General features: G+C 61.3%; 13 protein-coding genes and 1 pseudogene. 10 read left to right on the forward strand and 4 right to left on the reverse strand.

All coding sequences use genetic code 11. The features are described from left to right. The first annotated feature begins 23 nt into the window (after window positions 1–23). From IFT71_RS18970 to IFT71_RS18985, 4 genes are all read left to right on the forward strand, one after another. Window positions 24–941: an alpha/beta hydrolase gene (locus tag IFT71_RS18970; RefSeq protein ID WP_244655054.1), complete on the forward strand. Its 918-nt coding sequence runs from the start codon at window positions 24–26 to the stop codon at window positions 939–941. Next, window positions 938–1,717, forward strand: a complete 780-nt coding sequence (locus tag IFT71_RS18975) for a GDSL-type esterase/lipase family protein (RefSeq protein WP_192071919.1) — start codon at window positions 938–940, stop codon at window positions 1,715–1,717. The genes IFT71_RS18970 and IFT71_RS18975 overlap by 4 nt, the downstream gene beginning before the upstream one ends. A gap of 1 nt (window position 1,718) precedes the next feature. Then, window positions 1,719–2,363: a GDSL-type esterase/lipase family protein gene (locus IFT71_RS18980; protein ID WP_244649318.1), complete on the forward strand. Its 645-nt coding sequence runs from the start codon at window positions 1,719–1,721 to the stop codon at window positions 2,361–2,363. A gap of 146 nt (window positions 2,364–2,509) precedes the next feature. Next, window positions 2,510–4,132 carry an alpha-L-fucosidase gene (locus IFT71_RS18985; RefSeq protein ID WP_192071920.1) on the forward strand — a complete coding sequence of 541 codons (1,623 nt, stop codon included), beginning with the start codon at window positions 2,510–2,512 and terminating at the stop codon, window positions 4,130–4,132. 104 nt (window positions 4,133–4,236) lie between these two features. Here IFT71_RS18985 and IFT71_RS18990 read toward each other — a convergent pair whose 3' ends face one another. Then, window positions 4,237–5,850: a DUF5597 domain-containing protein gene (locus tag IFT71_RS18990; RefSeq protein ID WP_192071921.1), complete on the reverse strand. Its 1,614-nt coding sequence runs from the start codon at window positions 5,848–5,850 to the stop codon at window positions 4,237–4,239. 252 nt (window positions 5,851–6,102) lie between these two features. Between IFT71_RS18990 and IFT71_RS18995 the strand changes: the two are divergent. The 5 genes and pseudogenes from IFT71_RS18995 to IFT71_RS19010 all read left to right on the forward strand — a co-directional run. Beyond that, a pseudogene (locus IFT71_RS18995) lies at window positions 6,103–6,443 on the forward strand (integrase core domain-containing protein); the annotation flags it as partial. Window positions 6,444–7,164: 721 nt separating this feature from the next. After that, complete coding sequence (locus tag IFT71_RS19000) at window positions 7,165–8,103, forward strand: ATP-grasp fold amidoligase family protein (protein ID WP_192142892.1); 939 nt, start codon at window positions 7,165–7,167, stop codon at window positions 8,101–8,103. 517 nt (window positions 8,104–8,620) lie between these two features. After that, a complete protein-coding gene (gene rpsU / locus IFT71_RS19005) occupies window positions 8,621–8,821 on the forward strand; it encodes a 30S ribosomal protein S21 (RefSeq protein ID WP_031393196.1) in 201 nt (66 codons plus the stop codon). Window positions 8,822–8,850: 29 nt separating this feature from the next. Beyond that, window positions 8,851–8,961, forward strand: coding sequence for a DUF5818 domain-containing protein (locus IFT71_RS22045; RefSeq protein WP_446740775.1), 111 nt, complete (start codon window positions 8,851–8,853; stop codon window positions 8,959–8,961). Between the two features lie 123 nt (window positions 8,962–9,084). Next, window positions 9,085–9,588, forward strand: a complete 504-nt coding sequence (locus IFT71_RS19010) for a hypothetical protein (RefSeq protein ID WP_192099413.1) — start codon at window positions 9,085–9,087, stop codon at window positions 9,586–9,588. Here IFT71_RS19010 and IFT71_RS19015 read toward each other — a convergent pair. Continuing rightward, entirely contained in the window at window positions 9,571–10,125 is a 555-nt protein-coding gene (locus IFT71_RS19015) for a helix-turn-helix domain-containing protein (RefSeq protein WP_446740691.1), read from the reverse strand. The two genes, IFT71_RS19010 and IFT71_RS19015, sit on opposite strands and share 18 nt — an antisense overlap. Before the next feature lie 315 nt (window positions 10,126–10,440). On the opposite strand from IFT71_RS19015, the gene IFT71_RS19020 reads away from it, so the two are divergent. After that, complete coding sequence (locus tag IFT71_RS19020) at window positions 10,441–10,614, forward strand: VOC family protein (RefSeq protein ID WP_197976235.1); 174 nt, start codon at window positions 10,441–10,443, stop codon at window positions 10,612–10,614. Between the two features lie 425 nt (window positions 10,615–11,039). Here the strand turns inward: IFT71_RS19020 and IFT71_RS21235 are convergent, their stop codons facing one another. Further along, window positions 11,040–11,405 (reverse strand): hypothetical protein, encoded by a 366-nt coding sequence (locus IFT71_RS21235; RefSeq protein WP_206757463.1) that lies wholly within the window; start codon window positions 11,403–11,405, stop codon window positions 11,040–11,042. Then, window positions 11,402–12,088: a ParA family protein gene (locus IFT71_RS19025; protein WP_192071925.1), complete on the reverse strand. Its 687-nt coding sequence runs from the start codon at window positions 12,086–12,088 to the stop codon at window positions 11,402–11,404. The genes IFT71_RS21235 and IFT71_RS19025 overlap by 4 nt, the downstream gene beginning before the upstream one ends. Window positions 12,089–13,968: the final 1,880 nt, after the last annotated feature.

Raw genomic sequence — 13,968 nt, forward strand, 5'->3', positions numbered from 1 at the left:
CTGTCTTGGGCGGAGGAGCGCTGATGGCGTTCGCCCGCCCTCTCGCCGCGCAGATCAGCGCGACGGACCAGGTAGTTGCGCTGTGGCCCGGGGCTCCACCCGGCAGCCGAGGAACGATCCCCGCGCGACGGATCGACGACCAATCGCAAGATCCCGCGCACCCCGATCGTTGGGTCACGGGCATCGCACAACCCGTGTTGATCGTGCGTCGTCCTGCGCGCGCAAATGGGTCTGCGGTGCTCGTCGTCCCCGGCGGGGGCTACGCTTTCCTGTCGTACGACAACGAGGGCACCTCGCAAGCGGCGTGGCTAAACGCGCGCGGGATCACCGCGTTCATACTAATGTACCGCCTGCCCGGTGAAGGGTGGGACGACCGTTCCGACGTGCCACTGCAGGACGCGCAGCGTGCGATGCGCCTGATCCGCAGCCGCGCCGCGGATTTCGGCGTGCGGGCCGATCGTCTCGCAGTGGTCGGTTTTTCGGCAGGTGGCCACCTCGCAGGCTTGCTTGCTACGCACCATGCGCGGGCGGTGTACGCACCTGTCGACTCCGCAGACGGACAGAGCGCCCGTCCCGATCTTGCTGCGCTGGTATACCCGGTGATCAGCCTGTACGAACCCTATACGCATGCCGGCTCGCGCGATCAGCTGTTGGGGGCCGAAGCTATGCTCGAAACGCGCCGCCGGTATTCGGTCGAACACTGCGTCGACGCGAACACCCCGCCGACCTTCCTCGTTCATGCCGCCGACGATGGTCTCGTGCCCCCGGCGAACAGCATCGCGATGTTCGGCGCGATGACTGACGCCAAACGCCCGGTCGCACTGCACATCTTCGAGGACGGGGGGCACGGCTTCGGCAGTCGGCTGCCCGCCGACCGCTCGGCGATGGCATGGCCCACGCTGTTCATGGCGTTCGCTGCGCGCCACGGCCTCCTCGGATGAAGGTCGGCGTCTTCGTATTGGCCTTGTTGTCGAGCGCGGCCGTAGCGCAAGGTTATCAAAGCTCGCCCGAGCGCAGAGTCGTCGTGGAGCGGGACTGGGGCCAGTGGCTTGGGCCCTTCCGCGCCAAGCTCGTCCCAAGCCTGATGCAGGATTTTGGTGAACGTTACATCTACCGGCAAGCCAATGCCGCTCTCCCCGCCCGCAAACCCGGCCAGCGTCGCGTAGTGTTCCTCGGCGATTCGATCACTGACCGCTGGAACCTGTCGGCCAGCTTTCCCGGCCAGCCCTATATTAATCGCGGCATCGGCAGCCAGGTCACAGCGCAGATGATCCTGCGCTTCCATCAAGACGTAATCGCGCTGCACCCGCGGGCGGTCGTGATCCTCGCCGGCGTCAACGACGTGCAGGGCTTCCTGCAACAGGAAACACCCGAGCAGATCAAGACCAACTGGGAAGCAATGGCCGACTTAGCCGACGCGCACCACATTAAGGTCGTGTTCGGATCGCTGCTCCCGGTGAACGACTATACCGAAGCCGCGCGCAACGTGGTCGGGGAGCGCAAGCCTGACGAACTACTTGCGCTCAACACCTGGCTGCGCGTCTTCTGCGCTGAGCGCGGTTATGCCTATGCCGATTACTACGCTGCCCTGGTTGATGCCCGAGGCATGCTCGGCCGCTCGTACACAACCGACGGCATTCACCCGCTCCCTAGCGGCTATGCCCGCATGACTCCCATCGCCTCGCGCGCGATCGCCGCTGCGCTTGCAAGGAACTGATATGCGCATCCAAACCCTCACGGCGCTGCTCGCCGCCATCTCGTGCTTGGCCCCCGGTGCCGCGCAGACCAAGGTCCCCGGCGATCCTTATGCCGACGACCTCGTCGGCATCGTCGCAGATCCGTGCCCGACGCACCCCAAACCCGCCGCCGACTATCAGATGTACAATCTGCATATGCTAACGCGCGATCACGGGCAGCTGTGCCGCGACGCCGCGCAGAACGCTGCGCTCAAGACCCCCGTGCGTGTCGTGTTCATGGGTGACTCGATCACCGACAACTGGATCGGCGCCGATGCGTCGCCGTTTACCAACGGCCTGGTCGACCGCGGGATCAGCGGCCAGACCTCGCCGCAGATGCTGATCCGTTTCCGCAACGACGTAATCCTACTTCATCCGACCGCGGTTCACATTATGGCAGGCACAAACGACATTGCTGGCAACACCGGTGCTGTGACGATGGCAACCGTCGAGGGCAATATCACCGGCATGGCCGAACTGGCGCGCGCGTACGGCATCAAGGTCATCCTCGCGTCGGTTCCGCCCGCCGCCGCCTTCCCCTGGAGCCCCGCGAAGCGGCCCGTCTCGCAGATCGCCGCGCTTAACACCTGGTTGCGCGGCTATGCCAAGGTGCACGGGCATAGCTAAGTCGACTATCATGCCGCGCTAACCACGGCCGAGGGCGGCATGAAGCCGGGCCTTTCGACCGACGGCGTCCACCCTACCCCCGCCGGCTACGCCATCATGAAAACCCTCGCGCTCGCCGCGATCGCAAAGACGTTGGGATCCGACAAATGACCTATAATCGCCGCGGCTTTCTCGCCGGCACCGCCGCCCTGAGCCTTGCCACCGCCGCCCGCGCAGCCAGCCCGATGGGCCGCGCGAGCGGTCCGGTGCAGGCAAACTGGCCCTCGCTCGTCGACAATTACCGCTACCCCGACTGGTTCCGCGACGCGAAGCTCGGGCTGTGGTCGCATTGGGGCCCGCAGGCGGTGCCCGAGCAGGGGGATTGGTACGGCCGCTTCATGTATATGCAGGGCCATCCGATGTACGAGCATCACCTCAAGTCCTACGGCCATCCGTCGGTTGCCGGGATGAAGGATCTGCAGCACGCCTGGAAGGCCGAGCGCTGGGACCCGCAGGCGCTGATGGACCGCTACGTGAGGGCCGGCGCTAAATATTTCGTCGCGCTCGCGACGCATCACGATAATCTTGATTGCTACGACAGTCGCTACCACGCGTGGAACTCGCTACGGGTTGGGCCGAAGCGCGACATCGTCGGCGAATGGGAAAAGATTGCGCGTGCCGCCGGCCTTAAATTCGGCGTGTCGAACCACGCGGCGCACGCCTGGCACTGGTACCAGCCCGCCTATGGCTACGACCCGATCGGTGCCAAGAAGGGTGTCCGCTACGATGCTTTCACGCAAGCCAAGGCGGACGGCAAAGGCCAATGGTGGGAAGGACTCGACCCGCAGGAGCTCTACACCGGCGGTCATGCCGTGCTCCCCGACGGCATCGACACGATCGAGGCGATGAACGCCTGGCACGACAAGAATAACGGCCGGTGGGTCGAAACCGGTCCCAAGGACGACCCTGCCTATGTCACGCGCTGGCTGCTTCGCCAGACTGATTTGGTCGAGAAATACAAGCCAGACCTTGTCTATTTCGACGATTATGGGCTGCCGTTCGGCCCCGTCGGGCTTGAGGCAGCAGCGGATTATTATAACCGCTCGATCCAATGGCACGGCAAGATCGACGTCGTGCTGACCGGCAAGCAGCTGAAGCCGAACGAACGCTTCGGCATCGTCCAGGACGTCGAAAAGGGCTTCACCGATCATCTGTGGGACGAGCCGTGGCAGACAGACACGTGCCTCGGCGACTGGTTCTACAACGTCGCACGCCTCAACGATCGCAGCTACAAGACCGCCGAGGAGGTGATACAGCGCCTCGCCGACGTCGTATCCAAAAACGGCAATCTGCTCCTCTCTGTACCGCAGCCTGGCGACGGCTCGATAGACTCGGAAGAGGAGAAGATCCTCGACGGCATGGCAGCCTGGGTCGCAACCAACGGCGAAGCGATCTTTGGCTCGCGACCTTGGCGCATTTACGGCGAAGGTCCCACCAAGCTTGCAGTTGGCATGCAGAACGAGGCGACTGCCAAGCCGTTCACGCCGCGGGACATACGCTTCACGACTAACAGGAGTGCACTCTACGCACTATTCCTCGCCCCCCCGCGCGGCCCTGCGACGATTGCGTCACTTGGAACGGGACGCACAGCGGGGGAGATCGAGCGGGTATCACTGCTCGGCGGTGGCACATTGAAGCATCGCCGCGACGCCGCCGGACTGCATCTGGACCTACCGGCGTACACGGGCTTTGTCCCAGCAGTCCGAATCGAGGGGCGTGGGTTGGTGTGACCCCCTCAGCAAGCCGGCGCGTGGACCAAATGGTCCCGGCCTAGGCCGAGACCCGGTTCCAACTACGCGCGAGCCTTTGCAAAAGAAGTAATGGAAGCGGACGTCTATTTGTACACCCCCATCGTAACTTTAAGCAGCGTCGGTCGATTGACGATGTTGAGTCCGTAATCCGTTTGATCCCCGTTCCACACACGGGTGGTAGTCCAACGCTCATCGGTCAACGTCCCCTCCTCGACCCGCAGCATCATGCCCTTGGCGGGCCCTCCGGTCTTCGCGCTGAAGTTCAGGCGGACATAATCCCCCGCGACCAAGAACTCGGTCGGCGATAGTTGTGCGACGACCGCGCCTCCGACGGGCTGATCGGCCCAGCAGGGCTTGTCGGACTTGATCCAGGTCCATTCTTTCTGTCCGAACTGCCACTGCCCAAAGCTCGCCGTAATCGACCAATCGCCCATCACGGTCGACTGCGCTGCGCCGTCTTCACCCTTGGCAACGCCCCAGGTTGGATGCGTGAGCGCAACGCCCGCCCATTCTCGTGCGATCGGCGCGAACAGCGCATATTTCCTGCCGATCGCACCTAGCGTCTCGTCATCGAGCGTTTTCGCGCCGAGGGGATAGTTGGAATATCCCGTGTCATCCATCCCGAACGGCGCATAGCCGATCGCGTCGCGCCCCAGCGCCGGCCAGAAGAACCGCGCAAAATCCTTCGCGTTGCCGATCTCAGGCACCAACAGCGCGTTGTCGGGCCGCGCATAGGCGCTCAGATACGCAATTACATTGTCGTGTTTGCGATCGTAGATGTCGGGCGCCGCGGCATCGATCGACGGTGCCGCCGCCTTCCAGATGTCGAGCACGTCCTGCTGCGGGCCGCCGCTCGCGACGCCGTTGGGATCGGGCACGTTCGAGGGGCCTGCGAGCGACGCGTTCACATACATCGGCAGCGGCTTTACCGCCTTTCCCGCCGCGGCGATCACATTAACGAAGCGCGCGACGTGCCAAGTGTTAAACGCGCGGTCCGCCTGCACGCCGAACACCGCGCTCCACGTCCCAGGCGCCTTGCCGAGCGCCTTTATAAGCTGCGCCGGGACCGCCTGTGCGAACAACGCATTCGCCTTCGCACTGTAATCACGCGGATTACTGTAGCTCCCCGTCTCGTTTTCCGGCTGGACCATGATCACCGTGTTCTGCGGATCATGCGACTTAAGATAAGTCATCAGCGCAACGAACGCCTTCTTGTCCGCCTCCATCGTCGTGGAGAACATCGCCGAGAGGACGCCGTGATCCTTGCCGTCGCGCGTCTTCATTCGCGGGAAACGTATATTGTCGAGTTTTACCCAATCGGGCGTGTACGCCAAGGACGTGTTCTTCCACGTTCCGAACCAGAGCAGGACGACGCGCTTGTCGTGCGCGCGTGCCTGGTCAAGCAGCGCCTGCACGAAGGAAAAGTCGAACTTCCCCTCGACCGGCTCGATCTGCTGCCAGGCGACCGGCATTTCGAGCGTGTTGGCGTGCATCCGGTCGAGCATGGGCCAGACTGCTGGCAGCTGCGAGACATAGTTGCTCGAATTGTTGGCCTGCGCGGCCAGCATCAAGAATGGTGCGCCGTCAACAATCAGCGCGTGACGCCCGTCGCGCGCCTCGATCTTTGGAATTGGCGTCGACTGCGCGCATGCTGCGCCGGACACGAGCAGGGCTAGGGTTGCAAGTGCGATACGCATGAAATTCCTCTCCAGACGGAGCCCCTATGGTCCCGACATTATCTGTACAACCAACCATGGGTGCGCTGGTGAACATGGATATCATAAGTGAAAATATGGAACTTCCAACCGCGCCGTAGCATTTCAAGCACATTGCTCACTAGATAGAATGCCGTCGCGCTCGTTCGCGTCGTCAAAGGCCAAATAAGGTGTCCAGCATGTCTAGTCGCACAGTCGCGCAACTGTAACACCGCTTGGTCGCGGCAGATGCGCTTCGACATGATCTGCGAAGCGAACGACATAGAGCACCGGCTCACCAAGGCTCTCCCGAGCTCAGTTAAGGGGCCGATCCATCCCTACCATCTCTGGACCAACGGACAAGTCGAGCGGATGAACTGCACGATCAAGGAGGCGACCGCCAAACGCTTCCATTACGATAGCCACGAGCAGTTGCCTGTGCACCTCGCCAACCTCATGGCGGCCTATTATTTTGCCCGTCGCCTCAAGACGCTCAATGGCCTCACGCCTTACAAATACATTGCAAGATCTGGACGTCAGAGCCGGACAGATTCATTGTTGATCTGATCCACCAGATGCCGGGACCAAACACCTAGCAGGGTTTCGTAGCGGTCGGCGATCAGCCAGCGCTGACAGATCAATCTACCCGCCTATTACACTCCGTCTTTTGCGCAAACGGCAGCCGCTAATTCCCGCCTCAACGGCCGATCGGCGATGGAGCTTAGTTCGACAGGTCTTGATAGCCCTGCTTCTACAAAAGAACGTCGATCTGACAAGGCCAGCACCCGCATCGAGCGCTCTGCACAATCGACCTCAATGCGACCGTAACCTACTTTCTCGGCAAGCTCCTTGCGGATGACGGCTATACGCGTGCCATGTAACAATCGCGCTCGCGATTTGATTAGAAAATATCGTGCTTCCTTATCGGACGGCGCTCGAATCAGTTTTTCCTGAGGTTCTCGGCTTCCCTCTGCAAGCTGGGCATCCGAGGATTGTGCCAATTGTCGCAGCACACGTTCACGGTCAGGCGTACGGTCGCCACATCCGATCAATGAGACACAGGCAATCATGAGGGTTAAAAAGCAGCGAGCCGGCATCGAATGCCACATAACGGATCGCTGACCAGCAGTCCGGTATTTAATGATGGCACGCAGTTCGGGGCGGTCTCACTTTCCGTGTGCGCCCCGCCAAGCTCCAGGCAATGGCTTACATTACCCTCATGTCGCATGCATTCCGGGTCGCCTCACCCAATTGGATGCCATATTGCGGCCGCAGGCGGACTGATCCGCGATCGGGATCAATGGGCAAGGGTATCGAATGACGGACTTGTCAGGGGACGACCGAAACGGGTTCGCCCGTCCCGCGCCAATGGAGCGCGGGTTCAACCATCTGATCGCAGGCGGTCATTTTGAACGGAAGTTCGGGCGATGGCCGCTTCCCCCGAATGATGCCGCCGCAACGATCAACGACCTGATCTTCGCCCGCATGATCAACCCCAATTGGTCGGCGCTCCAGCGTACGTTCGTTGACAAGGGCACTGCCAAGGCGATGGCGACGCGATCATGCCCGGCTTTGCGCGTGCTCGAAACGCTGGCGGTCATCCCGATGGCGGGTGTGCGATCCGTCGACCGCCTCCACGAGCTGCTGCGGCCGTTCATTGGAACCCCTGCGATCGCCAAGCCGACCCATGCCAGTGGATCGCCCGTCTTTCTGCGGAACGTCACCTCGCCGGCAGATCTTGCGGCGATGCACCAGCTGGCATCAATCGATTATGCGCTCGTGATGCGCGAGATGCAGTATTGGAACCTGCCGCGGCAGATCATCGTCGAAACGCTGGTGCCCGCCCATAACTCCGCCCCGCCCGACGATTACAAGTTTCATTGCATCCACGGCGAACCGTTGCTGTGCCAGGTCGATCACGCCCGGTTCGGTACGGCATGGAGCCGCCTGTTCCAAGTGCCAGGGTTCGAGCCCATGGACGCAGACGACGGGTTCACGACCCCGGAAGATTACTGGCTTCCAGATGCTGGTCGCCTTGCTGAGATGACCGCGGCGGCTCGAGCACTGGCGGCACCGTTCGATTTCGTCCGCGTTGACCTCTATGACGGGGCGGACGGCATCTATTTCGGGGAACTGACGTTCACACCGGCAGCTTCGCTTGGCATCGCGCCATCATCTGCCGGGTGCCACCGGGAAACTCCGACCCATCGCGAATACAGCCGCACGCTGATGCGGGCGTTCAGGCGCGAGGGCTGACGGGCGTCAGCATCAAGCGGGACGCACCACGCAGGCCCCCACCGCCGCGATCCGCTCTACACTGGCACAGGCGGGGGTCGCCAGCTCCTCGCCGAAGATGACGGGGTAGAGCTCGTGATACCCCAGGCTGCATCCGTGCCAGCCAGCGCCGCCTCCAGATGCGGGCGCAGGACATTTGCCCGTCCACGACCGACACGCCGGTATGCAGGATCAACCGTTCGCTCGGTCTATTACAGGCCTCGCCGACACCGATCTGCTCGATCGCGCCGACATTTTCACAGTCGCGCTCCGCGCGCCAATCGGGATATGGCATTCTTTGGAATGCAACGGCGCAATATCAGTTTCAAAGGCAGGGCGACCGGACGAAGGTAACCCTATGTGCCGACGATGAGCTCAACTCGTCGTCGGTGACGCGGATCGCCAGGCTATGCCGCCTAAGCTATCCTTGGCATGGCTCGTTCCTGGGCATAAAGCGTGTTGTATTTGACTAACCTATAGCCATAACGAGCCAGCCATCATGCAGATCATCGTCCGCGACAACAACGTCGACCAAGCCTTGCGCGCCCTGAAAAAGAAGCTGCAGCGTGAAGGGGTGTACCGTGAGATGAAGCTGCGCCGGCATTATGAGAAGCCGTCCGAGAAACGGGCGCGCGAACATGCCGCGGCCGTCAGTCGTGCGCGGAAGGCGGATCGCAAGCGCGCCGAACGCGATAATTGAACGACAACGCGATCGTGCCGTTGATCGGTATGCGGGTAGATGAGATTGGTACATTGATCCGCGACGGTGGCGCCTTTTACCTGCGGCGGGACCTTGGGGGTCGCTACGAATTGGAATTGCAGCGCCATTCGACCTCGTAGAGAAGCGGGTTCGTCTGGTCGGCACGCTTGTCGGCCCCGCTCTCGTGAATGCCGATGGAGTAGCCCCCAACTAAGTGATTGAAGTTGGAAAGTAGTCACGCCAACGGCTCAACGCATTCGTGATTGAACCTGACTCATCCCGGTTGCCTCGAAACGGCTGTCGAGCATCATCATGTTATGGGACAAATCATCACGCACGCCTGCGGGCATGAGCAGATTCACTATCTTTCCGGCTTTGCCAGCCAGCAGGAGCGCAAAGCCCGCTGGCTGAAGGCAACCAAGTGTCGCAACTGTTTCGTCGCGACCAAGCAAGGTGAGCAGGCGGAGGCGGCGGTTCGTAACAGTGCAGCCATTGCCCACCTAGACCTTCCCTTGCTCACAGGCAGTGATCGCCAGGTTGCTTGGGCGACAACCCTACGGGCCAGCCGCTTTTGCGCGCTCATGGCGAATTCGGGCACAGACGGAAACGGCCGCCATGTTTGTGCCGTCGTAATTGATGCGAAGTGGTGGATAGACCACCGCGCCCTGTCAGATGCTGAATTAGTCGCAGAAGCCGAACGCTACGGAGCCGCAACCGACACGTCGGTGGGCGGAAAGATCAAATCGGGCCTACCGCCAGCTGTCTGACGACGGCTTATTCCACTGTCGTCGAAGCACGAACTTTAAGCTGGATCCGTCCTCCGACGACACCCCCTTGGTTAATGAAACGCCTGCTTTCGCACGATGCAGAGCTGTCACTCGCTTGACCTGCGCAATGCTGCATTCGGCCAGCTCGGCCGTCCTAACAATGCTCATGCCAGCGTCACGAAGCGCGATAATGCGGCGATGGTGCGCGAGGTCAGGCTTCCGCCCAGTATACCGGCCTTCCCGCTTGGCAATCTCGATCCCTTCGCGCTGGCGTTCACGACGGGTCTCGTAATCGTCGCGGGCGGTCTGAACCGCTACCCGTAACAGCATATCCTGCACCGCCTCGAGCACGATCCGGGCAACACCAGAACTATCGGCAACGAGGTCGGACAAATCAACGATCCCCGGCACCGCGAGCTTAGCTTCCTTCCCTCTGATCGTCGCGACTAACAACTCCGCCTCGGGCAAAAGCAGACGACTGATCCGATCGATCTTCTCCGCGACAACCACCTCACCAGGCTGGAGGTCGGCAACCATGCGCAGCAGTTCTGGCCGGTCCGGTCGTGCACCTATGCTTTTTCCCGGTAGACTGCTGCCACATAGTACCCAGCTCCTCGCGCCCCGGCGACTATCACTTCCTGGCGAGCGAGATCCTGCTCCTCAGTACTCACGCGCAGATACCCCCGCGTGGCCTTGATCATGTTCCGCTTTTCCTGCTCGCTCATCTCATCCGGCTTTCTTGGGTATCCCCATGATAGCTTGAGCTGATGACAGGTTTGTGGCGGTACCTGCCTAGCGCGAGCGGTTGGCGACCGGCAACGTGAGGCGATCGGCGATCAAAGCGGCGGTCGCGTGTTCCTGTTTCTCGAAACAGACGACTTTGCCCGTGACCACCTCGCTTACACTCAGCGGGGCATCCGTTTTGTCGAAGCGCCTCGCCATGAACCATATGGCACGGTGGCGGTCTTCGAAGACCTCTACGGAAACCGATGGGATTTGATCGAACCTAGCGTGGGCAAGGGATGACCTTCGATCCGCCATTCTATGCGGTAAGGGCATTGGCTGGGATCGAACGCAGCGGTGCCCCAATCTTGGCAGCCACGGCCCGTCTGGGTGTTGCGCCGACGGAGGCTGACGGCCGGCGCTCGCTTCAGCGCGGCCGAGCAGGATACCCGAAAGCAGATTGACGGCGCCAGATCAGGCTGCCCCCCCTCCCCTGCAGACCGGCCATAGCTTGCGACGTGTTGGCGGCCGGGGCTCGCCCGTGCGCCGCGGCACACGGGCGCGGCTCGTATGGTGTTTCGGGCGCCGTCTCGGTCGTGCCAAGCGGGGTATCACGCCCTATCCATCGATCGTGGGGCCGCCTTTAACGGGGGTCTGCGGCGCGCGGGCGGTCGACCAGGATTGCGTTGCGTCGCCGCGCTAACGGCCATGCAAGGCCCCTGCCCTACCTATGGAGCAGCCCCGCCAATCTCCTTCTTGTAAAGCAAGAGCGCCGCATCTGCTACGACGTCGGCGAGCACGCGCTTGAGTGCCGGATCCGCGTCACGAAGAGCATAGAGTCTCGCAGCGGTCTCGGGATCTACCCTCACGTTGATCGCGATATTGCGATTGCCGGTTACGCGTGGCGGCCGTTGGAATGTCCCGGCTTGGGGACGCTCTTTAGGCACGGGCGCCGCTACAGGCGGGGCAGCTACAGCTGGGACAGCCGGACGCGACGGAAAGCCCGCCCCGTCGCTTATCTCGCGTAGCTTTGCTGGATCCTTGTTCGCGGGCGTATCATCGAACTCCGAGAGATCGAGCCTGGACCGGGTCATGCTGCCTCCTTCACGGTACGCGCCTTACGGAGCCTAGCGATCACTGTTGCCGCATAGGCTTCGGCGTTCTCGAGCGCCGCCTTCATGTTACCGACACCTTTGTCGTTGATGGTGCGAAGCGTGCCACCAGCGGCGAACATCGCGCGATAGGCCTCGCGATTGTAGATCATGACGGGAAGGACCGGAATATCAGCATCGTTGAACTGCTCCGCGATGTCCTTCTGATTGTTCGAGCGCAGCGCTGGCGGGATTTGGCTGAACAGTATAGCATAGTCGATCTTTGTCTTGGTGCCTCTCGCCGTCTGCTTGACGAGCTTAATAGCGCGGGCAGCCTGGGTGGCATCCAGATGCGACCCCTTGCAAGGAATGATCACCAGATCGCTTTGAGCGATTGCGAACGTGACGGTCGCGGTTGCCGCGCCTTCGAGGTCAACGAGTGTGAAGCGCGCCTCCGACGCGCCCCGCTCGATTTCATCGATGATCGCGTTTTCGTCGCGGCACGCGACGACAGTTATCGCATCCGGTCGTCCCGGTAACTGGCCCCAGTCGACCAGCGGAAGGTTAGGGTCAGCATCGATCAGGCGTACGGTACCCCCCGCCTCCGCCAACTCTCCGGCGAGCAACAATGTCGCCGTGGTCTTGCCCACCCCGCCTTTCGGCGACACGAAACTGATGACTGGCATACTGCTCTCCCGTTGCGGCCAGGTTGCTACCATGTAGCAGCCAGCGTTCATGAAGCGGCTATATCGCAACCTACCAAGTAGTGTCTAGCGACTTTGACACAATCTAGCAGCGACCAACCTGCGTTATAATTGCGATTTGCTCGCAATTAGCACGCGAGTTAGTAGCAGGCTTGTCGCGACCTAGTTGCAGTTTCGATGCGATGATGTTGCGGCCGGGAAGCGACGTGCTCGCGATCCAATTGGTAGTCGGTTGCTGCATGCTACCAACTAGCGACACGCGCCTTTGCGATACCGTCAAGACGCGGTTGGCAAGCCGCGAGAGGCAGGCCACCAACCGTGTATGAACATGCTACGTCATAGCTGTCTAGTTGCTACCCTAACGCAATCCGCGATCAAGTCGCTACAGTATCGCTAGCTCGTTGCTACCACGTGGCTACCAGACGAAGGAACGGTTCCCCTCAGTTCCCGTATCGCCAAAGCAATTGATGAATCCACAGTGCCACGCCACAAATCGATAAGAGATTGAGACGCCGAACGCGACAAACGCGATCGGCGTTCACCAAAGCGCAAAATGGCGAAATTGATCGTGAAGTACCCACGGCCCGATCTCGTTCGACACGACCTGCACCACACCGGATACAACGACGCTCAAGACGAAGACCCAATCCTAATCGGGCGGCTGAGGCCGCCCGGACGATGCTCATTTCTCCCAGAGTGGCTTGAGCTTGCGAGTTCGCTTTACTGCGGGGAGGGGTGCCTGCTCGGGCATCCCGTGTGCTGCGATCTCCGCTTGGATGCTTGCAAGTTCAGCGAGCCATGCCTGGGTGCGTGCGGTTTGGACGTGCAGGTAAACCTCCGTCTGTTCGTTGAGACGGATGCCGGCTGACGATCGGGTGGGGTCAGGGTCACAGGACCGCGCAGCGGCCGCGCAAGCGGGGCGTGGGGGTGCCGATTTTGTCGTGGTCGAAGCGAAGCGAGGGCCACGTCAAAATTGAGGGAACCGCGCATCCTTGACGCTGACTCCGCCCGGTCGTCACGATGGACAGAGTCGACGACAGAGCCTTTCCGACGTTGGTAGGGCAGGGGAGGCGCCGACCCACGCGACGGTCTTGCCTCCCACACGCACCAGTCACTCTTCCCGGACAACCGTCGATGTCCAGATAGCGACCGTCAGCCGGTCTCATCAAATTCGGCGGCAAGTCGCGGGCATTGAAGCACTCGATCTCATCGGAAAGAATGCCGCCATCACGACGACCGCTGCCATGAGCGAGGCGATCTAAGACCCCGGGCGCTCCACACGGCCGTGCTGATCGCCGAGCGTGGTGTGGGGAAGGGGGGCTCGAAATTGATGATCTCATCCTTTCCGCAGCAGGGGGAACCCCGGCGCCATCGCGCCGGGGCGGTGCGTCATCGTTCGTCGACGCGCATGATCGTCCGGGCAAAGGGGTAGCGTGGCGCAAAACGCGCATCCTTGAACTTACGTTCGTTCAGAGCTATATGGAGGGGACAGCAATAGACCCGGTTCGACGTTTGGCGACGTCGCTCCACACAATCTCTGGGATGCCCGGCCTTTGTGCCGGGCTTTCTTTTATGTGGTCACAGCTCATTTTCCCTTCGCTGACGCTCGTTTCGTCAACTCTTCGGTATTTTTGGAGGAAAGAAGCCCTGTGCGAAATAGCCAGTATTCGTGCTTCGCCGGACCCACGGGGTAATAATTTCGTGCTTTCACGGACAAGTTTAATCCAGCTTCGTGCTATTGCGGACCGAGTATGCTTATAGTTCGTGCTTTGCCGGACCCGACTTCGTGCTTTAGGGTCAGGACTCATTGGTCATAGCCAGAAGATGACGGTGGCCGCGAGCGCGACGGCAGAGAAGAAGAC

It is taken from the genome of Sphingomonas sp. CFBP 13733 (assembly GCF_014841795.1).
GTDB classification, from domain to species: Bacteria; Pseudomonadota; Alphaproteobacteria; order Sphingomonadales; family Sphingomonadaceae; genus Sphingomonas; species Sphingomonas aerolata.